General features: G+C 44.0%; 16 protein-coding genes and 2 tRNA genes. 4 read left to right on the top strand and 14 right to left on the bottom strand.

All coding sequences use genetic code 11. From position 1 onward, the window contains the following. Positions 1–45: 45 nt before the first annotated feature. The 11 genes from AAY47_RS02685 to prfC all read right to left on the bottom strand — a co-directional run bounded on the left by AAY47_RS02685 (position 46) and on the right by prfC (position 14918). Positions 46–2706, bottom strand: coding sequence for an outer membrane usher protein (locus tag AAY47_RS02685; RefSeq protein WP_167400580.1), 2661 nt, complete (start codon positions 2704–2706; stop codon positions 46–48). Positions 2707–3200: 494 nt separating this feature from the next. Next, positions 3201–3746, bottom strand: a complete 546-nt coding sequence (locus AAY47_RS02680; protein WP_047766700.1) for a fimbrial protein — start codon at positions 3744–3746, stop codon at positions 3201–3203. A 724-nt stretch (positions 3747–4470) separates the two neighbouring features. Further along, entirely contained in the window at positions 4471–5187 is a 717-nt protein-coding gene (gene deoD, locus AAY47_RS02675) for a purine-nucleoside phosphorylase (protein WP_047766699.1), read from the bottom strand. Positions 5188–5260: 73 nt separating this feature from the next. Further along, complete coding sequence (gene deoB, locus AAY47_RS02670) at positions 5261–6484, bottom strand: phosphopentomutase (RefSeq protein ID WP_047766698.1); 1224 nt, start codon at positions 6482–6484, stop codon at positions 5261–5263. 77 nt (positions 6485–6561) lie between these two features. Next, on the bottom strand, positions 6562–7938 hold the full coding sequence (gene deoA / locus AAY47_RS02665; RefSeq protein ID WP_047766697.1) for a thymidine phosphorylase: 1377 nt from the start codon (positions 7936–7938) through the stop codon (positions 6562–6564). An 84-nt stretch (positions 7939–8022) separates the two neighbouring features. Continuing rightward, entirely contained in the window at positions 8023–8802 is a 780-nt protein-coding gene (deoC, locus tag AAY47_RS02660; RefSeq protein ID WP_047766696.1) for a deoxyribose-phosphate aldolase, read from the bottom strand. Positions 8803–9013: 211 nt separating this feature from the next. Continuing rightward, the gene (locus tag AAY47_RS02655; RefSeq protein WP_200897729.1) at positions 9014–10279 is read right to left on the bottom strand and encodes a NupC/NupG family nucleoside CNT transporter; all 1266 of its coding nucleotides are present in this window, start codon (positions 10277–10279) and stop codon (positions 9014–9016) included. Positions 10280–10576: 297 nt separating this feature from the next. Next, positions 10577–11347, bottom strand: coding sequence for a TatD family hydrolase (locus AAY47_RS02650; RefSeq protein ID WP_047766694.1), 771 nt, complete (start codon positions 11345–11347; stop codon positions 10577–10579). Next, positions 11348–12463, bottom strand: coding sequence for a patatin-like phospholipase family protein (locus AAY47_RS02645; RefSeq protein ID WP_047766693.1), 1116 nt, complete (start codon positions 12461–12463; stop codon positions 11348–11350). 251 nt (positions 12464–12714) lie between these two features. After that, positions 12715–13122 (bottom strand): BON domain-containing protein, encoded by a 408-nt coding sequence (locus AAY47_RS02640; RefSeq protein ID WP_047766692.1) that lies wholly within the window; start codon positions 13120–13122, stop codon positions 12715–12717. 206 nt (positions 13123–13328) lie between these two features. Further along, positions 13329–14918, bottom strand: coding sequence for a peptide chain release factor 3 (gene prfC / locus AAY47_RS02635; protein ID WP_047766691.1), 1590 nt, complete (start codon positions 14916–14918; stop codon positions 13329–13331). A gap of 421 nt (positions 14919–15339) precedes the next feature. Between prfC and AAY47_RS02630 the strand changes: the two genes are divergently transcribed. After that, the gene (locus AAY47_RS02630) at positions 15340–15960 is read left to right on the top strand and encodes a LysE family translocator (protein ID WP_072059728.1); all 621 of its coding nucleotides are present in this window, start codon (positions 15340–15342) and stop codon (positions 15958–15960) included. A 96-nt stretch (positions 15961–16056) separates the two neighbouring features. On the opposite strand, the gene rimI is transcribed toward AAY47_RS02630, so the two are convergent. Continuing rightward, entirely contained in the window at positions 16057–16506 is a 450-nt protein-coding gene (gene rimI, locus AAY47_RS02625; RefSeq protein WP_047766690.1) for a ribosomal protein S18-alanine N-acetyltransferase, read from the bottom strand. Next, positions 16475–16885, bottom strand: a complete 411-nt coding sequence (locus AAY47_RS02620; protein WP_047766689.1) for a DNA polymerase III subunit psi — start codon at positions 16883–16885, stop codon at positions 16475–16477. Before AAY47_RS02620 ends, rimI begins: the two co-directional genes overlap by 32 nt. A gap of 128 nt (positions 16886–17013) precedes the next feature. Here AAY47_RS02620 and rsmC point away from each other — a divergent pair, with 128 nt between their 5' ends. The 3 genes from rsmC (at position 17014) to AAY47_RS02605 (ending at position 18476) form a co-directional block, all read left to right on the top strand. After that, positions 17014–18027, top strand: a complete 1014-nt coding sequence (rsmC, locus tag AAY47_RS02615; RefSeq protein WP_047766688.1) for a 16S rRNA (guanine(1207)-N(2))-methyltransferase RsmC — start codon at positions 17014–17016, stop codon at positions 18025–18027. Positions 18028–18256: 229 nt separating this feature from the next. Continuing rightward, positions 18257–18343 (top strand) — tRNA-Leu (locus AAY47_RS02610). Between the two features lie 46 nt (positions 18344–18389). Further along, positions 18390–18476: transfer RNA gene (locus tag AAY47_RS02605), tRNA-Leu, on the top strand. Positions 18477–18634: 158 nt separating this feature from the next. Here the strand turns inward: AAY47_RS02605 and phoA are convergent. Next, positions 18635–20035, bottom strand: a complete 1401-nt coding sequence (gene phoA / locus AAY47_RS02600; RefSeq protein ID WP_369813294.1) for an alkaline phosphatase — start codon at positions 20033–20035, stop codon at positions 18635–18637. Positions 20036–20101 lie beyond the last annotated feature (66 nt).

Genomic DNA, 20101 nt, shown 5'->3' with positions numbered 1-20101 from the left:
TAATACACTATTAAATAACGATTTTTTGGATAGTTTAATGACAATTTACTTACCATCACCTGTTAAAAACCGGCAAGGAAGTAAAAGTGAAGTTAACGATTCTGATGTTATTTCATCTGGCACCGTCATTTCACACTGAGCACCACCATCCCAATGGACTTGCAGTTTTTCACCCTGATTTATTCCACTCAGATAAACATATCCGTCATCACTGACAATCCCGATTTCACGTTGGGCACTATTCATGACTGATGCACCAAACGGCGGGGATGAACCGTCAGATAACCTGATAATTACCATCGCTTTACTACCTGATATCACCTGGAATTTACGATAACCAATCGCGCCTTCTGTTAATGTTGCCTGCTGAACAGAACGCAGTGCCTCTACATCATCTGGCAAGTTATCTAAGTCAATATTTGCTCTGTTGCGATAGTAGTTGTTCACATCGGCCAGCACCGCTTTACCAAAGTAGTTGGTATGCACCGCTGAACCAAATCCCCGGACAGGCACATTGCTAACCCCTTCTGTATCTACCATCAAGCGCGTTGCGCCAGACATATTAGTACGGTGCAGTGCAGCCCCTTTTGCCGTTACAGTCACCCCACCTTGCAGGCCAAGGGCTGCCGTCGTATTGCCACCATCCCGATAACTGGCACTGGCCGTAAGCAACGTCTGGTCACCATAATGGTTGTAATAACCGTCAACCGATGCCCTGCCATCGATACTCGTGCCCACTGCAACACGATAGTTATTGCGATCATCAATACGGTCAAAATAACCCACTGTATGCGCATTGCCCTGACGATTAACCAACCCGTTGTAGCTGACAGTGCCACTTTCTCCCCACGGAATGGAAAGATTCAGATACATGCCATCATCTTTTTTATTGTCAAAATTGTTACGATAGGCTGACAGATTGACGCTGATATTTTTATAACGCCCAATATCAAAATACTTGGATAAGGAAATGTTATAGCGATCGTTTGTTGGCCGATTCCAATAAGTTTGATGGCTATAATTGAGATAGGCACTTAAGCCAATATCGGTAAATTGTTTGTTGAAAGTAATGGTATACATCTCTTTACCGCTATTGGAAGAAACGCTGCGATAGCGGCGATCGATATACTGCCCCATATTCATGAAATCGCGCTCAGAAAAACGATATCCGGCAAACGTCACCTGACTGTGATATTGATCAAAACGTTTCGAATAACTGAGACGATAAGATCCACCGGTCAGATTTTTGTTTTCTCCCGGTAATCTTGCCCTTGATTCCGTGACATCAAACGACAGTGCACCAAACATCATCAAGTCGCGGCCGATCCCCAGTGACAAAGCGTTATAATCTCCTGCGGCTAAGAGACCGCCATACAGCGACCAACCGCTGTTAATTCCCCACGAGAATTCACCCATGCCGAATGCAGGCCCTTCACGACGGTGCTTATCATTCGTGGACTGACCACCAACAAATTTATACTGTACGCGTCCGGGGCGGGTCAGATAAGGGATCGTCGCAGTATTAACCTGAAACTCTTGCACACCACCGTCTTGCTCTTCAACTCTGACATCCAGCGTTCCTACCACCGCATCGCTCAGATCCTGAATACGGAATGGGCCAGAAGCGACCTGAGTTTCATACAGCACTCTCCCCTGTTGTCTGACCGTTACCTTGGCATTAGTCCGTGCTACCCCTGTGACTTCAGGCGCATATCCACGTAAATTCGGGGGCAACATATTTTCATCAGTCACTAAACTGACCCCCGTATAGCGGAAGCTATCGAAAATGTTGGAATTGAGGTAATCCTCACCCAATGTCAATTTCGCTTCCAGGCGGGGGATCGCACGATACATGTAGTAACGGCTCCAATCCCAATCACGCTCTCTTCCACCAGAAGAGCCTGATTTATCGCCACTTTGGTTTTTGAAACGGTTATATTTGGCCTGCCAATCAGCCCGCAAACGCCACTCCCCCGCATTCATACCCGCTGTTCCGATGGCGCTGATTTGTTGGCTGCTACTCCCGTGAACGGGTCTGGAGGTTTGTGCGTTAATGTTATAATCAAACAGTAATCCGGGTATCCCATTATCCCAACGAGCAGGAGGGTCCCAATCCGGTAAGTCATATTCCAGATAAATTTTAGGTATGATTAAATAAAGCGTATAAGTAGCGAGATCACCTCTGGCTGACATACCTGGTAACGTATTGAGATCAAGACATTTGCCTTCATTCTGCCAACCTAATTTTTCTACCCACTGTTGTTTCAGTGCGATTTGTTTCACCAATTCAGGGGAGATGCAGGCTTCACTGTCTGTTGGTTCATCAGGCGGTGCAATGAAATCGATAGAATAGGTATCCGAAAGCTCATGCTGATTCATCCGAACACTCATCATATAGTTACCCGGCATGATGTAACCTGCACGTGCAAATTTATCCAAATCAATATTGGCACGTTCATTGACATCCAGTGCACCAATATTGAATTCAATTGATGATCGGGAATGAGCTGTCTGAATACCAGACAATGCAAACAATATAAGAGCAAAAAGAGGATTAATTCCGAATAGTAAGTGCTCTGTTTTTATTTTATTAGCTGTTCTTTTTTGATTAATCACATTATTTCTATTAACGATATTTTTTCTATTACTGCTTGTCTTTTTATTACTGATTATTTTTCTATAATCAGATAAAAAATTATGATTCATAGCATCTGAAAACAAAACCATAGCATCCTCTGAACAATGAATCGTTAATCATCCAGTTTGAATTTAGCCGCTACCTGACGCGACCAAGTCTGTAAGCGCACAGGCGTTCTTACCTCATACATGGCGTCATTAAAGTTCATCGATCTAAAATGAGGACCCTGACCGATACTGAGGTTGCAGAGATAGCCACATGTCCTGCCTAACCGTAATATATTAAGTGCTCTGTTTGTGCTTCACTTATTAAATAAAAAAAGGGTATTTCAATTTACCACTACAGGGATCACTTTGTTAATGACACAATCTGCTTACTCAATCATGAATAATATTGACCTGCATCAATAAAACAGATCTTGTTACAGAATATTGTAGCCATACCTTACTTACACGCACTATCCCAGAAATACCCTAAATATATTATCAGGAAAATCGAGGTGAACAATTAAAGTGAGTTTCCTGATATTCAAGCATTAAAAATGATCAGATAGCTTGCAATATTATTGGTAGCTTAAAGTAAAGTTTGCGATCGCTGTGAAATCACCTGCTACGACTTTCACAGGCGTTGCACCTTCTTCTCCAGCCTGACTTGTCAGACCTTTCAGGTGTGCGGCGAAATTCAGATCGTTGTTGCCATCATGGATAGACATGCTGTCTGACGCTGTACCCAAAGGAATGACTTTGTTGCCATGGTTAGTGATTGCGATTGCTGCACCTTGTGCTGTGCCTTCAATAGCCAGCAAACCTTTCTCAGAAGCTTCCGCACCAGTAAAGGTGGTTATCACACCTGATTTAGTCCCAAGAGTACAACCTTCTAATTCAATTTTGAAAGATTTAGAGGCTGAACGGCCACCATCTTTCAGAGCATTACTGGAAACGGCACCCATATCAACTTCAACATTGGTGTTTTTGATTGAGCAAGGCGCATCAATGATAGACCCTCTGAATTTAACTGTACCGTTACCTTCAGTGGGTGCTGCACTTGCAGCGCCAGCAGTCAAAGCTACACCAAAACCTAAAACCATCGCCAATTTGTTAAGTTTCATAATTTAACTTATTCCTTTAATAAAAAAGTAGATATTTATAGCCAAAGGGAAGCCGAAGCACAGAAATTAATTTCTGATACTTAGACTAATGATTATTTAGTTTTTTGACTAAAATCATAACCTGTCAAAATAAACCAAACCGGCAATATCATTCTACATAATAAACCCTAAGTCAAATTTCAGATGATAAAACCGCCTATGCTCCTTAACATCATATGAAATATGAATTTTTGCAAAAACTTGCGGATTATGAGTAGTATATTTTACTAATAATTTTTTAATTTTGGGGTATTCCCCTGAGTTATATCGAGCAATGTTTAGTAATTTAGCATCTTAATTTGTGTTGTTTTATTGCTCTGTTTTATCCTCCTGAAAGACAGGCGCATTTTATTATCCCGTTATAACCATAACAATTGGTTTTTATTGTCATGATTATCTTCAATGTCAATATAAAATAAGGATATTTATCTAAACAACATAATTACCAAGCTAATTGTTAATTGAAAATATCACTTAAAAAAATCGTTCAAATATTATTAAGTTTATTATTTTTCATTCATTTTCCAGTCAAATTGAGAGAAAAGAAAATACCGATTAAATAAATAACTAAAAACTGTTCTTAATAATAGATATCAATTGGCCTGTAATTTATAAAAAAAACCCTTTCCAATAATGGAAAGGGTCTGTAATTTTTTAATGAAAGACTAAAACTATTTACGCTTTTTTAATTATCACCCATCAGGATGGATTCAAGCGCAATCTCGATCATGTCATTAAATGTATTTTGGCGCTCTTCAGCCGTGGTTTGCTCACCAGTACGGATATGGTCAGACACAGTACAAATCGCTAGCGCTTTTGCGCCAAATTCAGCAGCGACACCGTAGATCCCCGCTGCTTCCATTTCAACACCCAGAATGCCGTATTTTTCCATTACGTCGAACATTTGAGGATCTGGCGTATAAAACAGATCGGCAGAGAAGATATTACCGACACGCACGTTGACATCCTTTGCCTTTGCCGCATCAACTGCATGACGAACCAGATCAAAGTCAGCAATAGCAGCGAAGTCGTGATCTTTAAAACGCAGGCGGTTCACTTTGGAATCGGTACATGCCCCCATGCCAATCACTACATCACGGATTTTAACGTCTTTGCTAACCGCACCGCAGGAACCGATACGGATGATTTTTTTAACACCAAATTCAGTGATCAGCTCTTTGGCATAGATAGAACAGGATGGGATACCCATTCCATGCCCCATAACAGAGATGCGGCGGCCTTTGTAAGTACCAGTGAAACCCAGCATACCGCGAACATTGTTAACCTGACGAGCATCTTCCAGAAAAGTTTCCGCAATGTATTTTGCACGCAGTGGGTCACCAGGCATCAAAACAACATCAGCAAAATCGCCCATCTCAGCATTAATATGTGGGGTGGCCATAAATTTATTTCCTTGTTTTTATTACGTATCAAAATAGATGAAAATGGGGAGATCCAGAGATCTCCGTCCAAAATTAAAACATCGCTTTACCATAATCCATGGGGGTCAGATCGAAGTATTTTGCGACTGTCTGCCCCATGTCGGCGAACGTTTCACGATGGCCTAATGAACCTGGTTTGACTTGAGGTCCGTAAACCAAAACCGGAACATGTTCACGGGTGTGATCTGTTCCCGCCCAAGTTGGGTCACAGCCATGGTCAGCCGTCAGGATCAGAATGTCATCTTCTTTAACCAATTTCAGCATTTCTGGTAAACGACGGTCAAACAATTCCAGGGCTGCCGCGTAACCAGCGACATCACGGCGGTGACCGTAGGAAGAATCAAAATCAACAAAGTTGGTAAATACGATGGTGTTATCGCCCGCCTGCTCCATTTCAATCAGCGAAGCATCAAACAGGGCATCAATGCCTGTCGCTTTGACCTTTTTGGTGATCCCGACATTCGCGTAAATATCTGCAATTTTGCCAATGGAAACCACTTCACCCTGCTTTTCATCCAGTAGTTTTTTCAGGACAGTGGGGGCGGGCGGCTCAACGGCCAAGTCATGACGGTTGCCGGTACGCTGGAAATTCCCGGCTTTATCACCCACAAATGGACGGGCAATCACGCGACCAATGTTATAGTCACCAATATTCAACTCTTCACGCGCAATTTCACACAGCTCATACAAGCGATCCAAACCAAATGTCTCTTCATGGCAAGCAATCTGGAAAACAGAATCCGCAGAGGTATAGAAAATCGGTTGACCGGTTTTCATATGCTCTTCGCCTAATTTGTCCAGAATAACCGTACCGGAAGAGTGACAGTTCCCCAGATAACCCGGCAGATCCGCGCGTTCGACCAGTTTATCCAGCAATGCCTGTGGGAAGCTGTTTTCTTCGTCACGGAAATACCCCCAGTCAAACAGAACCGGAACGCCTGCAATTTCCCAGTGTCCTGACGGCGTGTCTTTACCAGAAGAAAGCTCACTCGCGTAACCATAAGCGCCAATAATTTCGGCCTCTTTATCCAGGCCAATCGGGAACGTTCCGCAAGACTCTTCTGCTGCCTTGCCCAATCCCAGACGACTCAGGTTTGGCAAATGTAGTGGTCCCTTACGGCCAATATCAGCCTCACCACGGGCACAGTGTTCTGCTATATGACCCAAAGTGTTAGATCCCTTATCACCAAACTTTTCAGCATCAGCAGTTGCACCGATACCAAAGGAATCCAATACCATGATGAATGTACGTTTCATAATTTTCTCCTGCGTCAATTCACGCTATCAATGCGGAAACTGCCAGCTATTAAAATCAATTTCAATGCTTGTATGATTTATCCACGGATATAACGATAAACCATCGGTGTGGTGGCTTGTGTCCCGCTTTCCTTAAAAACTGTTTCCTTATCCTTCAAAACAAGCGCCTTACGTACTGCTTCTGCGGCGTCATGCCAGGTATGCTCACTATTGGCATGAATCATTGCCAAGGGAGTATCCGCATTCACGTTTGTACCTAGCGCAACGATATCACTTAGCCCCACACTGTAATTAATGGGATCTGTCGCTTTACGACGTCCTCCGCCCAATGCAACCACTGACATTCCTAAGACACGGGTATCCATTTCTGCAACAATGCAATTTTTTCCCGCTAACATCTGTTCAGCTAACACCTCGCCAGCCAATACTGGCTTGACAAATTCCGCTGTCGGGAGGTAGCGGGAGTAATTTTCAACAAAATCAGTCGGCCCTTTCTGCGCTGCCACCATGCGACCAAATGTTTCCGCCGCCCTGCCACTGTCCAGTGCAGCTTGTAATTTATGGTATGCATCGTCACGATCAATAGCCAAATTACCTGACACCAGCATTTCAGCAGATAATGCCATGGTAACGTCAAACAACCGAGGGTTACGGTATTCTCCGGTCAGGAATTGGACAGCTTCACGCACTTCCAACGCATTACCCGCGCTGGATGCCAAAACTTGATTCATATCCGTCAAGAGTGCCGTAGTCTTACATCCCGCCCCATTGGCGACTTCAACGATAGCTTCGGCCAGCCGTTCCGATTGTTCGTAGGTCGGCATAAATGCCCCAGAACCCACTTTCACATCCATGACTAAAGCATCCAGCCCTTCGGCTAATTTCTTACCCAAGATAGAGGCGGTAATCAAAGGGATAGAATCAACGGTCGCCGTAATATCACGCGTCGCATAAAAGCGTTTATCCGCCGGTGCCAGCGAATTTGTCTGTCCGATAATGGCAATACCGACATTGCGAATAATCTCGCGGAAACGGTACTCATCAGGGAAAATATCAAAACCGGGAATGGATTCTAATTTATCCAGCGTTCCTCCGGTATGCCCCAAGCCACGTCCCGATATCATCGGTACATATCCCCCGCAAGCCGCTACCATTGGACCCAGCATCAGGGAAGTGACATCGCCCACACCGCCCGTCGAGTGTTTATCGACAATCGGGCCGGGTAAATTCAATGTCTTCCAGTCTAAAACCGTACCAGAATCACGCACCGCTAAAGTCAGTGCGACACGTTCTTCCATCGTCATGTCATGGAAATAGATAGTCATTGCCAGTGCAGCAATCTGCCCTTCGGAAACCGTATTATCACGGACACCGTTAATAAAGAAGCGGATCTCTTCTTCATTCAGTGGATGACCATCACGTTTTTTGCGGATAATTTCCTGTGCCAGAAACAAAGCTACCTCCCAATCATTATCACCTGAAAAGAATGGCAGTTATGCACACTATCTTAGCGTGTGTGCAGTGAGTGATTATTGATCTCAATAACCCCTACTTTGCTTTTGACTCTGGTGTCCAAGCGTTGTCAACAAACTGCCCAACAAACTGGACGCCCCAAAACGGAAATGACGGGAATCAACCCATTGATTTCCCATAATACGTTCTGCCAACGCCAAATATTGTGCCGCTTCTTCGCTGGTACGCACACCGCCCGCCGGTTTAAAACCAACGCGATCACCTACGCTCATATCACGGATCACACTCAGCATAATTTCGGCACTTTCCAGCGTCGCATTAACGGGAACCTTACCCGTTGAAGTTTTGATGAAATCCGCTCCCGCCTTAATGGAAATTTCAGATGCCTTGCGAATCAAAGCCGCTTCTTTTAATTCCCCCGTTTCAATGATGACTTTTAGCCAGACGCCGGATTCAGTACAGGCCGTTTTACAGGCTGTTACCAAATCAAAACCAATCTGCTCATTACCGGCCATCAGTGCACGATAAGGAAAAACAACATCCACTTCATCAGCACCATAAGCTATGGCAGCACGCGTTTCAGCCAGTGCAATGTCGATATCATCATTGCCATGTGGGAAATTAGTCACCGTGGCAATGCGGATATCAGGGGTTCCCTGTTCGCGTAATACGTTACGTGCCACGGGAATAAAACGTGGATAGATGCAGATAGCTGCCGTCTTTCCGGCAGGGCTGTTTGCCTGACGACAAAGTGCGGCCACTTTCTCATCTGTATCATCATCATTAAGTGTAGTTAAATCCATCAAACTCAGCGCCAGTTGAGCGGCGGCAGTTAAATCGGTCATAAAACTCTCCAACGGTATGATTATCGTCACTGAATCAGACAACAGACTTAAAACAAATACAGGTGAGAAATCTCACCTGCATTCAATTTGATATATACCAATCTAACTTCAAGATGCGTGTTATATTTCCCCGCTGCGCGGGGAAATATAAGGCCTCGCGTCGTCTTGCGGATTGCTACTTGAAGTTTATCGAGTATAGACTTCCTGTGTCTTACAACGAAAAGAAGAATCCGGCAATGGTTGCACTCATCAAGTTAGAAAGTGAACCCGCCAAGACGGCTTTAAAACCGAAACGGGCAATATCACCGCGACGATTTGGAGCCATACCACCTAAGCCGCCCAGAAGGATCGCAACAGAAGACAGGTTGGCGAAACCACACAGCGCAAAAGAGATAATGGCTTTAGTATGGCCGGAAAGTACTTGCAGCCCCGCAGCCTGAACAGCATCATCGGCTTGCAGGTATTCACTAAAGTTCATGAATGCCACGAATTCGTTAACAACTAATTTCTGCCCGATGAAAGAACCCGCAATTGTTGCCTCATTCCACGGAATACCGATCAGGTAGGCAATGGGTGCAAAAACCCAACCCAAAACCAATTCCATCGATAATTGAGGATAATCAAACCAGCCGCCGATACCGCCTAAGATACCGTTCAGCAAAGCAATCAATGCGGTGAATGCCAACAGCATGGCACCAACATTCAGGGCTAACTGCATACCAGATGCTGCACCCGATGCCGCAGCATCAATAATATTCGCAGGACGATCTTCCGCTGCAACCAACGACATCGCATCAGCCATATCGTGCGTTTTTTCTGTTTCCGGCACCAGCAATTTTGCAAACAGTAAACCACCTGGCGCAGCCATAAATGAAGCCGCAATCAGGTATTCCAATGGAACACCCATAGATGCATAGCCCGCCAATACAGAGCCGGCAACAGAAGCCAGGCCACCACACATCACTGCGAACAACTCAGACTGGGTCATGGTCGAAATGTACGGACGGACAACCAAAGGCGCTTCGGTTTGACCGACGAAAATATTCGCCGTTGCAGACAAAGATTCAGTCCGTGAGGTTCCCAATATTTTCTGCAATCCACCACCCAATATTTTGATGACGAACTGCATAATGCCCATGTAATACAACACCGCAATGAGTGATGAGAAGAAAACAATCACTGGCAGGACACGCAGGGCAAAGACAAAACCGCCGCCGCCGAATAATTCAAACATTTTGTCGGACACCAGACCGCCAAAAATAAAATCTGTTCCTTTTTGTCCGTATCCAATTACATTGGATACGCCTTTTGACATTCCCCCCAGAATGTCTTTGCCGGCGGGTACATAAAGTACAAATGCCCCAATGGCAACCTGCATCAGAAAGGCGCCCAAGACGGTGCGGATTTTAATGGCTCGATAATTACTGGAGAAGAGTACTGCGATAAAAACCAGCACTGCCATCCCGATCAGGCTCATAAGGAGTTGCATTGGAAGGATCCCTGTTCACTGAATAAATAATAAGAAAATATGTCAGTTATCCTATAAATTCCTACTGACATTGTGTGTGAGCCGATTATACCTAGGACTAAAAAGGAACAAGCAACTAACATCACAAATTAATACCGTAAAAAGTAATATAAAAATACAAAATGAGACATACATCACATAAAACCACCTAGTTTCGGTGGGGTTAGATGATTTAATGGAGAAAAAGGTAAAAGGCAGGATAAATAGGCAAAGAATATAAGTTAAACATTATTAATATGTTATAAGTCAACTCAATGCAAATAGGATAGTGCTATTTTGGTAAAGCTGATTGGCAATTTCATCTGACGGCTCCTGACGCAATTCACACAATACAGAAAAAACCTGTGCAACCCTTTCTGGTCGGTTTGGCAGCCCCTGAAACCCCGATAACGGCATATCAGGCGCATCCGTTTCCAGCACCAAAGATGACAAAGGCAATTGTGAAATAGTGTTCCGGGTCTTTTGCGCTCTATCGTAGGTAATTGTTCCCCCGACACCAATGTAAAACCCCAGACGAATAAAGGCCTGGGCTTGAGATAAACTCCCCGCAAAACCATGAATAACCCCTGTTCGCGGTAATTTGTGCTTCCTCAAGATTGCTGCCAATTGGTCATGGCTTTTTCTGGAATGGAGTATCACCGGCAGATCGTGTTGTTTCGCTAGTTTTAGCTGTACTTCTAACATGCTTTTCTGCTTTTCAAACTGCGGATCCGGCATATAAAGGTCAAGACCGATTTCACCTACCGCTACGCATTTGGCCTCTTTTTCCTGTAATTTTTGCGCCAACTCATCCAAATGGATCGCTTGGTGTTCAGCAATATAGAGTGGATGTAAACCAAATGCGGCATAAATCGGAGAATAAGCCTCAGCCAGCGCAGAAACTCTCTGGAAGTTTGTTTGACCTATTGTCGGAACGATAATTTTTTCCACGCCCATTTGTCTGGCTTGTTGCAGGCTCACTATTTCATCACCAGCAAAAGGAGGGAAATCAAAATGGCAATGTGTATCAATCAGCATCTAATCCAACTTATCCATCATGAGAGTTCCTACCGTTTGCACATGCTCCACCATCCCAGACGCCGGGGATTCCACTGACGGGCAATGATTGCCACCGTTCAGGAAATGGTTTCGCCGAAAACAGTTGTGATCAGAACTTAATCCTGTACGGCATACCCCATAACTTTTACGTTCTGTATGCCCAAATTTGCCTTCAACAAAAGTATGTCCAATCGTTGCCAGAAAATATCGTCCGCAACGCCGCCCCAAATGATAATCCTGATTTAACGCACTGAGCCGACTGCCTAGAGCCATTGTTGCCAAGGGTGCTGGTGGATAAATTTCGAAGATTTGCACATTATCCGGTGGATTTTCGATAAATTTCTGGGTTCGGCGGTAACTTTGTGCATGGAGGTTGAGCATCTTGACCATTTTTTGCAAACTACTCACTTCTAACCAACGCTCCATACGCTTGAACCACTGAGGCGTATAATAAAGCTGTGAAGGCACTGTGCGAATCACTACAATAGTATCCGCGCCTCGGCGATAAGCCTCCTGCACTGGGATCGCATCACAAATCCCCCCATCTTGGTAAACCACATCATCAAGCGTAACGCCGTTACGATAAAACCCCGGAATGGCGCTGGAGGCCTTGACAATATCCATCCAATTTTTGTCATCTGGATGCAGGTAACTCGGCTCAAAATTATCCGAGCGGCAAGCACACATGTAAAATTCACGTCCAACATCAAACTGACGCATTGCGACAGGAATATCCAACGGCAACTGCTCAGATATGGTATCAATATACCAATCTAAATCGATCAAATGCCCACCGCGCACAAAGCGTAATGGATTAAAAAAAGCGGGGTTAGTTGTATAACGGTTGATTATCTTGCGTGCATACCCCCTCTGACCACAAATATAGGCAGAAAGGTTTTGCGCTCCCGCCGATGTCCCAAGGAACAGTTCGAACGGATTAAAACCAAGACGGAGAAATTCATCCAAGACACCGGCGGTAAAAATACCTCGCTGACCACCCCCTTCACAAACGAGAGCAATTTTCCCGGGTTTAATCTGGGACTGATAAGCTAAAGGTTCGATATTACCTAATGTTATTGAAATATGTTTCCCCACTCTTCTCTCCCTCTGAAAGCCGCCGAATACCTATCAGTATATCGTTGCTCAAAAAACTTGCTTGTAACATTTTTATAAAAAGTGAAGAAATAAAGCACCAATAGTTAAATTGATATGAGAATAGCCAGTGACCAGAATGCCGCCAGCGAATGAGTAATCTCGTCACTTAACAAGATATTATTTGAGGAAAAGAAACAGAAAGAGTGGCTATTATCAGCCACTCTATTCTCAATATCTGTTATTTTTTCAGATTAAGATTGTTTTTTAATCTCTATCGTGCTTTTTACTGATTTGACACCTTTTATTCCATGAACAATCTTAACTATCTTCGCCGCTTGATGTTTGTTTTTGACAAAACCGGAAAGATGGACAACGCCTTTTTCCGTTTTTACCGAAATGTCATGACTATTTATCCCTTTATGTTCCAGCAATTTTTCCTTCACTTTTGCTGTAATGGCACTGTCGTCTAAATAATCATCTGCTTTTTGCAGGGAGTTATCAATTTGGTTCCCTGCACTGTCTAGAGATTTATCGATTTTTTGCCCTGTACTCTCCAATGTTTTTCCCACAGAAAGATCCGCTGCCAGAGCACTACCACTGACCAATACCGAGCCTAGAACAACAGCCAGTAGTGAATGTGTAAACTTAATATTTTTCATCCTACCACCTTTTTTAATTTCAGTCTGAACCGCCACCAAAACAGTATGCAGTATGTCAATTAGGCAATAGTGATAAAATGAGATTTACAAAAAATAACGTATATTTTCATTAACGGAGAGAGTTATTCTTTTATTGGCACAAAAAGCAGAATATACAGATAGCATAAATAATAAGGGCCAACAGAATAGCTGGCCCGGAAAGGGGATTAATGTTCCCGTGTCTTGCGGAAGGAAACATCAGGATAGCGTTCACTGGTCAAGTTTAAATTGACCATGGTTGGGGCAATGTAAGTTAAATTATCACCACCATCAAGAGCCAGATTCTGCTCACTTTTACGCTTGAATTCTTCCAATTTCTTCACATCGCTGCATTCTACCCAGCGAGCAGTGGAAACGTTAACCGGTTCATACAGTGCTTCAACGTTATATTCACTCTTCAAGCGGGCAACAACCACGTCAAACTGAAGCACACCTACCGCTCCAACAATGAGATCGTTATTGGACAACGGACGGAATACCTGTACAGCACCTTCTTCTGATAATTGCACCAGACCTTTCAGCAACTGTTTCTGCTTCAACGGATCACGCAGACGAATACGGCGGAACAATTCAGGGGCAAAGTTAGGGATGCCGGTAAATTTCAACTCTTCACCTTGAGTGAAGGTATCGCCAATCTGAATAGTGCCATGATTGTGCAGACCGATAATGTCCCCCGGATAAGCGTGCTCAACATGAGAACGATCCCCTGCCATAAAGGTCAGCGCATCAGAAATAACAACGTCTTTCTTAATGCGAACCTGGCGTAGTTTCATGCCTTTTTCATATTTACCGGAAACAACGCGCAAAAAGGCCACACGGTCACGGTGTTTCGGGTCCATATTCGCCTGAATTTTGAAAACAAAACCGGTGAATTTCTCTTCACCCGCAGCCACTTCACGCGCATCAGCCTGACGCGGCATTGGGTTTGGCGCCCATTTAACCAGGCCATCCAGCATATGATCAACACCAAAGTTACCCAATGCAGTACCGAAGAAAACCGGTGTTAATTCTCCCTGTAAAAAGGCTTCCTGATCAAATTCATGGGATGCACCTTTGACGAGTTCCAGCTCTTCACGTAATTGATTCGCCAGTTCTTCACCCACAGCTGCATCCAGTTCAGGGTTGTTCAATCCCTTGATAGCACGAACTTCCTGAATGGTATGCCCCTGACCGGATTGGTACAGATAAGTTTCATCAAGGTAGAGGTGATAGACGCCTTTAAAGGATTTACCACAGCCAATTGGCCATGTAATCGGGCTACAGGCAATCTTCAGCTCATTTTCCACTTCATCCATAAGCTCCATTGGATCACGAATATCACGGTCGAGCTTGTTCATGAATGTCAGGATTGGCGTATCACGCAGGCGGGTCACTTCCATCAATTTACGGGTACGATCCTCAACCCCTTTCGCGGCGTCAATGACCATCAAACAGCAGTCAACGGCTGTCAACGTGCGGTAAGTATCTTCCGAGAAGTCTTCGTGCCCTGGGGTATCCAGTAAGTTAACCAAACAGTCAGCATAGGGAAACTGCATTACGGAAGTAGTAATAGAGATACCACGCTGTTTTTCCATCTCCATCCAGTCTGATTTAGCGTGTTGGTTGGAGCCTCGGCCTTTTACCGTCCCCGCTTTCTGGATCGCCTGTCCGAACAGTAATACTTTTTCGGTAATAGTTGTTTTACCCGCATCCGGGTGAGAAATTATTGCAAAGGTTCTTCGCTTGGCGACTTCACTGGCGAAAATTGGGTTTTGCATAGAAATTTTTCCAATTATGTACAATGTTATGTACAGAAAATAAATTTGCAAAAATTTTACACTGCTAGAGCACCTTTGCAAATTACAACTTATCATGCCCCCCAAAATCTGTAGCGGTCAATAAACTCCAGACACTTTTCTAGCCATTAGTCCGCGTTGAAATGAAGACAGGCAAATAAACGTAAGTGACCAGCACCTCTGCGTTTGAATTTTGCACAATTCTATAAACAACAATTTTATACAATATTTAACATCCAGGCAGGAATATCGTTAATGTAAATTACTGATGAGTTCGAACAAGGATTTTGGGAAAGCAAAGCGGGAAAAATCAAGGCGAAACAGTACCGCATTGTTGATTTGCAAGAGCATCGCTTTATTAATGGCTCTGGAGAAGTCACTGATTTTTAGGAGATGAAAGCTTATGACTCAATTATTTGCAATGGCAATTTTTGCCCTTGTAACTTCTATATCGCCAGGACCTGTAAACATAATAGCAACAGTTACCGGAGCCAATTGCGGATATATTCGAACTATCCCACATATAACCGGTGCTACAATTGGTTTTGTATCGATTCTATTTTTACTCGGCTTTGGATTAGCTCAATTTATCAATGAGGTGCCATATCTAACCGAAATACTTACCTATATAGGAGGCAGTTTCTTGTTATACTTGGCATATAAAGTTGCTATGCAAGACCCAATGATCGGTGATGATAGTGAGTTAGAGACCAATGCTCCATCCCTTATACAAGGAATGATGTGCCAATGGCTCAACCCGAAAGCATGGATTGTGTCTTTAGCAGGCATATCCGTTTTTAGTGGTTACGATGCAGAGATTAACGCCCTACTACTTTTTTGTGTGATTTTCTTTATTATCTGTTATGCATCAATTTCAGCATGGGCTGTTTGGGGAATAACGATTAGAACCGTTTTGGACACACCTAAATTAACCGAACGGTTCTGCCGACAACTGGAGCCGGAAGATGTGACGATGTACAAAGATTGTTCACTGCTGGCACTGCCAGCATCGCCTGAAAAATAATCGATTTTTTCCTCTTTTTCCATAACTGATTATCCATTGGGTCTTTGTGCATGTCAGATCCAGAATTTTCATAAAAACTTTTCACCTTCCAACTTCTTACTCACCAAACAACGGCAACGCCATAATAATGGCATCTTCCTTACCTGCCGCAGTCGGGTAATAATTCTTGCGGATGGAAACTTCATTAAAGCCCATATCTTCGTATAAACGAATGGCGGCTTGGTTAGAGCGGCGGACTTCAAGCCACAAGGTATTGATCTGTTTTTCAGGCAATATGTTGATAAGATGCGCCAGCAATGCCCTGCCATAGCCCCGTGATTGATATTCAGGATGAATAGCGATATTAAATAGTGTTGCTTCATCCATGACATACTGTGTTATCGCAAAACCGATAATCTGGTCATTCTGCGTTATCTTATAGTTGAGATAACGTTCTCCCTGATTGGAGTAAAAGGTTTTTTCACTCCACGGAAACGCATGGCTGACCTGTTCTATTTGAAATGCTGCGAGAAGATCAACGGGAGTTAATAGAGAAATATTCTTCATAATGGTAAATTTGTTGCCAAAGAGCACGTTTTGCATTCCCATCAAGAGATAAGTCATTTAATGCTGGGCTTCTCAAAGAAATCCCTTGTACTGGTAAGGTAATATCAACCCCCAACAGCCAACTTGGGCAGTGGATTGATTCCGAAAGTAGCTCAACATCTTTGGTCATGATGCAATATACCGATGAGGCATCGATCCCCATGGCTGTGAAAATATCAGCAAACAATGAATGACTTAAGTCAATGTGATCATGACTGATGATCAATAGACGGGTTGAATCAGGGATGAGGACAGATAATTCACCTTGCAAAGCCATTGGGCTACGCAAAACCCATTGGGTGATCCCCAACCGGGAGAGTAATCTGTCACGCTTTGTCATCGTGTTTTATTCCATCTGCCATAAAAAATAACAGGTAATATATTATCAGAGGGTTTAACTCTGCGCCAATCGGCCTGTCAGTACCGCCCACTGATATTCAGATAAAGTTTATAAGGAGCTATACATAGATGTCAGTATTAACCCCGGCCAGCGAAGTTATCCTGCGCCATCATGAGCAATTTCGCTCCCATCATCTGCTTTTTGCCGGTGATCTTCAGGATAACCTGGCAACGGAAATCGAAGCGGCAAGTGTGCGTGTGCATACTAACCAATATCACCACTGGCAATCCCTGATCCGCCAGCTTGGTGATAACGCCTGGTTCGGCCTTGTAGCAGACAGCGAATTTATCAGAGAATGTGATACGTTGATTTATTACTGGCCAAAAAGCAAACAGGAAGCGCGTTTTCAACTCCGCAATCTGTTTTCCATCCTGTCCCCCGATACTGATATCTTTATTGTAGGGGAGAACCGTAGTGGTGTGCGCAGTGTTGATAAGCTAATGGAAAGCATCGCTACTTTCCAAAAAATCGATACAGCCCGCCGTTGCAGCCTGTTTTACGGCCAATTGAAAAACCAGGTGCAATTCGACCAAAATAATTGGTGGAACAGCTATCAAGTGGAAGATGTCGCCGTCAATACACTGCCCGGCGTATTTAGCCAGGATGATTTGGATATCGGCAGTCGTCTGCTGCTTTCTACTTTCGATGCCCCTATTTCTGGCAGTCTGTTGGATATGGCTTGTGGTGCTGGGGTATTGGCAGCCGTGTTGGGTAAAAAGAACCCGGATTTGTCCCTGACACTGAGCGATGTCAATGCCGCTGCTATCATCTCCAGTAAGGCGACACTGCAAGCTAATAAACTGAAAGGCAATGTGATCACAAGTAATGTGTATTCTGCCATTGAAGAAAAATTCGACTGGATTATTTCTAATCCCCCCTTCCATGATGGCCTGAAAACCAACCTGACGGCAGCTGAAGATATGATCCGTATGGCACCCAATTATCTGAAATACGGCGGTAAATTGCGGATCGTTGCAAACGCTTTCTTGCCTTATCCTAATCTGCTGGATAATGTCTTTGGCAGCCATGAAGTTATTGCGCAAACAGGTAAATTCAAAGTATATCAAGCAACTAAGAAATAATTTGGGTAGCAAACGCATCCTGTATTGCCTGCCTCCATTTAACGGGCAGGCAATTTCTATTTTCCGGCATCTCATTTCTGCCCTTGCCAACCATATCAACATGCTGATTTTTACACCAATCACACGTTTTCTCCCTAAATAATGATTGACGCCAGCTATAAAATCTCTAGAATGCGCCTCCATGCTATTCGCTTAAGTGATAGTCGTTTAAGTGATAGTGTCTGAATATGCGAGGGTGGCGGAATTGGTAGACGCGCTAGCTTCAGGTGTTAGTGTTCTTACGGACGTGGGGGTTCAAGTCCCCCCCTTCGCACCAAATCAGATAACTATCGATTAAACAAACCAGATAAATAGCAGTACCTGCGAGGGTGGCGGAATTGGTAGACGCGCTAGCTTCAGGTGTTAGTGTCCTTACGGACGTGGGGGTTCAAGTCCCCCCCTTCGCACCACTGTTACATTTTTCTTCTCTTCTCATTGATTCCTTAATTCTCCCTGATTTTTTAATTCAGGACATATAAGTTTTCAATCAATTTTGTACGGCCAATATTCCAGACATCAGAGATTTCCTGACGAGATAACTGACGGATCTTCCTCATTTGTCACCATGTTATTTTAGGTTCATTGCATCACGTATGGTAAAGAACAGATCAGTCTGATCAGTCAAACCTACCACATTGGCAGCATGTGGGCCATAAGCCGCGACCCGTAGCTGTGTACCGGTGTGTTCCTGCTTATCCCCTTCCGAATTACCATAATTTACCGTTATAACGGCGCCATCTTTCGTAATCAGCGATCGCGTCAAGCCAGGTGATTTAACATCAGGCTCAATGATCTGGCTCGCATGCGCATGATCAGCCGTCACAATCACCAGCGTATCACCCTGTTCTTTGGCAAACTTAAGGCCAACTTGTATGGCTTTATCCAAAGCGACTGTTTCACCAATTTGGGCACAAGGGTTCGCGTTATGATCCTGTTTATCAATCGAAGCACTTTCAACTTGCAGGAAAAAACCATTTTTATTCTTTTTCAGTAAATCAATCGCTTTTTCCGTCAGTTGCTCTAATGTAGGTGCGTTAGGATCTAATTTCGCATTCACTGCGCATTTCACCGGCTTTTCATTGATATTACCGTGATAAACTGCTTTTGGCCCTTCCCAGGCGACATCCAAATTTCCATCATTGAATAAGCCTAACAAAGGTTTTTGTTGATTAGCACTTTTGACAGCCGCCAATGACTTCGCATCCGTGACCCATTGGTATCCCTGCTCCAATGCTTGTTGTTGCAATGTCTTTCCTTTATTAACGCCGGATAGCGATTGTTGGGTAAACGATTTTGCGCCACCGCCTAAGGTTACATCAGCACGTGCTGCCAGTAATTGTTCGCTAATAGAGCCTTTACCCCCATTTTCTAAAGCCTCTGTGCCACAATACTTCGAGGTTTCTTCTGGGGCGTAGCACTTACGATTCGTAATATGGGCGTATAACGCCGCGGGTGTTGCATCCTGAATTTCGGCTGTGGTGATATTTCCCGTTGCTTTGCCGTTCTTTTTGGCCAACGCTAAAAGAGATTGATGAGGATTGCCAAAAACATCGATCCCCAGCGCCCCATTATAGGTTTTTACGCCGGTTGCCCAAGCCGTGGCAGAAGCCGCTGAATCTGTCACATAGTTGGGTTTCTGCGTCTTTTTATCCAACGAATAGTGTGTATATTGCCCAGTGAACGGCAAGGCATCTATTCCTTTAAAGAACCCACCAGCACCTTCTGCATAATCACGGGCAAGGGTAATTTCAGAGTCCCCCATGCCATCACCAATAAACAGGATCACATTTTTGGCTCTGTTGTTGCTCAATGCCGCCTTAAGCGCCTCAGTTTGATCTTGGGTGAGACGGCGGGCACCACCAAACTGGGTAATATTGCCTTGTACCGCACGCTGTTGCGCCAAAATGTGATTTGCCTCGCCGACAGCCCATACAGGCACTGTCATTCCTGATATCAACACAGCAATCATCACAACAAACAGGCTTTTCTCATCATTACGCGACATAGGATTTTCCTTGCAATTAAATGAATAGGA

The sequence above is a fragment of the Xenorhabdus griffiniae genome (assembly GCF_001028135.1).
In the GTDB taxonomy this organism is placed as follows: Bacteria; Pseudomonadota; Gammaproteobacteria; order Enterobacterales; family Enterobacteriaceae; genus Xenorhabdus; species Xenorhabdus bakwenae.
Note: the sequence above shows the minus strand (reverse complement) of the source record. Positions and strands in the feature narration are given on the sequence as shown.

Bases quoted from the DNA above. Each gene is read 5' to 3' on its own strand.
- AAY47_RS02685 (WP_167400580.1), bottom strand. From the start codon at position 2,706: ATGAATCATAATTTTTTATCTGATTATAGAAAAATAATCAGTAATAAA.
- AAY47_RS02680 (WP_047766700.1), bottom strand. From the start codon at position 3,746: ATGAAACTTAACAAATTGGCGATGGTTTTAGGTTTTGGTGTAGCTTTG.
- deoD (WP_047766699.1), bottom strand. From the start codon at position 5,187: ATGGCCACCCCACATATTAATGCTGAGATGGGCGATTTTGCTGATGTT.
- deoB (WP_047766698.1), bottom strand. From the start codon at position 6,484: ATGAAACGTACATTCATCATGGTATTGGATTCCTTTGGTATCGGTGCA.
- deoC (WP_047766696.1), bottom strand. From the start codon at position 8,802: ATGACCGATTTAACTGCCGCCGCTCAACTGGCGCTGAGTTTGATGGAT.
- AAY47_RS02655 (WP_200897729.1), bottom strand. From the start codon at position 10,279: ATGAGCCTGATCGGGATGGCAGTGCTGGTTTTTATCGCAGTACTCTTC.
- AAY47_RS02650 (WP_047766694.1), bottom strand. From the start codon at position 11,347: ATGCTGATTGATACACATTGCCATTTTGATTTCCCTCCTTTTGCTGGT.
- AAY47_RS02640 (WP_047766692.1), bottom strand. From the start codon at position 13,122: ATGAAAAATATTAAGTTTACACATTCACTACTGGCTGTTGTTCTAGGC.
- prfC (WP_047766691.1), bottom strand. From the start codon at position 14,918: ATGCAAAACCCAATTTTCGCCAGTGAAGTCGCCAAGCGAAGAACCTTT.
- AAY47_RS02630 (WP_072059728.1), top strand. From the start codon at position 15,340: ATGACTCAATTATTTGCAATGGCAATTTTTGCCCTTGTAACTTCTATA.
- rimI (WP_047766690.1), bottom strand. From the start codon at position 16,506: ATGAAGAATATTTCTCTATTAACTCCCGTTGATCTTCTCGCAGCATTT.
- AAY47_RS02620 (WP_047766689.1), bottom strand. From the start codon at position 16,885: ATGACAAAGCGTGACAGATTACTCTCCCGGTTGGGGATCACCCAATGG.
- rsmC (WP_047766688.1), top strand. From the start codon at position 17,014: ATGTCAGTATTAACCCCGGCCAGCGAAGTTATCCTGCGCCATCATGAG.
- phoA (WP_369813294.1), bottom strand. From the start codon at position 20,035: ATGATTGCTGTGTTGATATCAGGAATGACAGTGCCTGTATGGGCTGTC.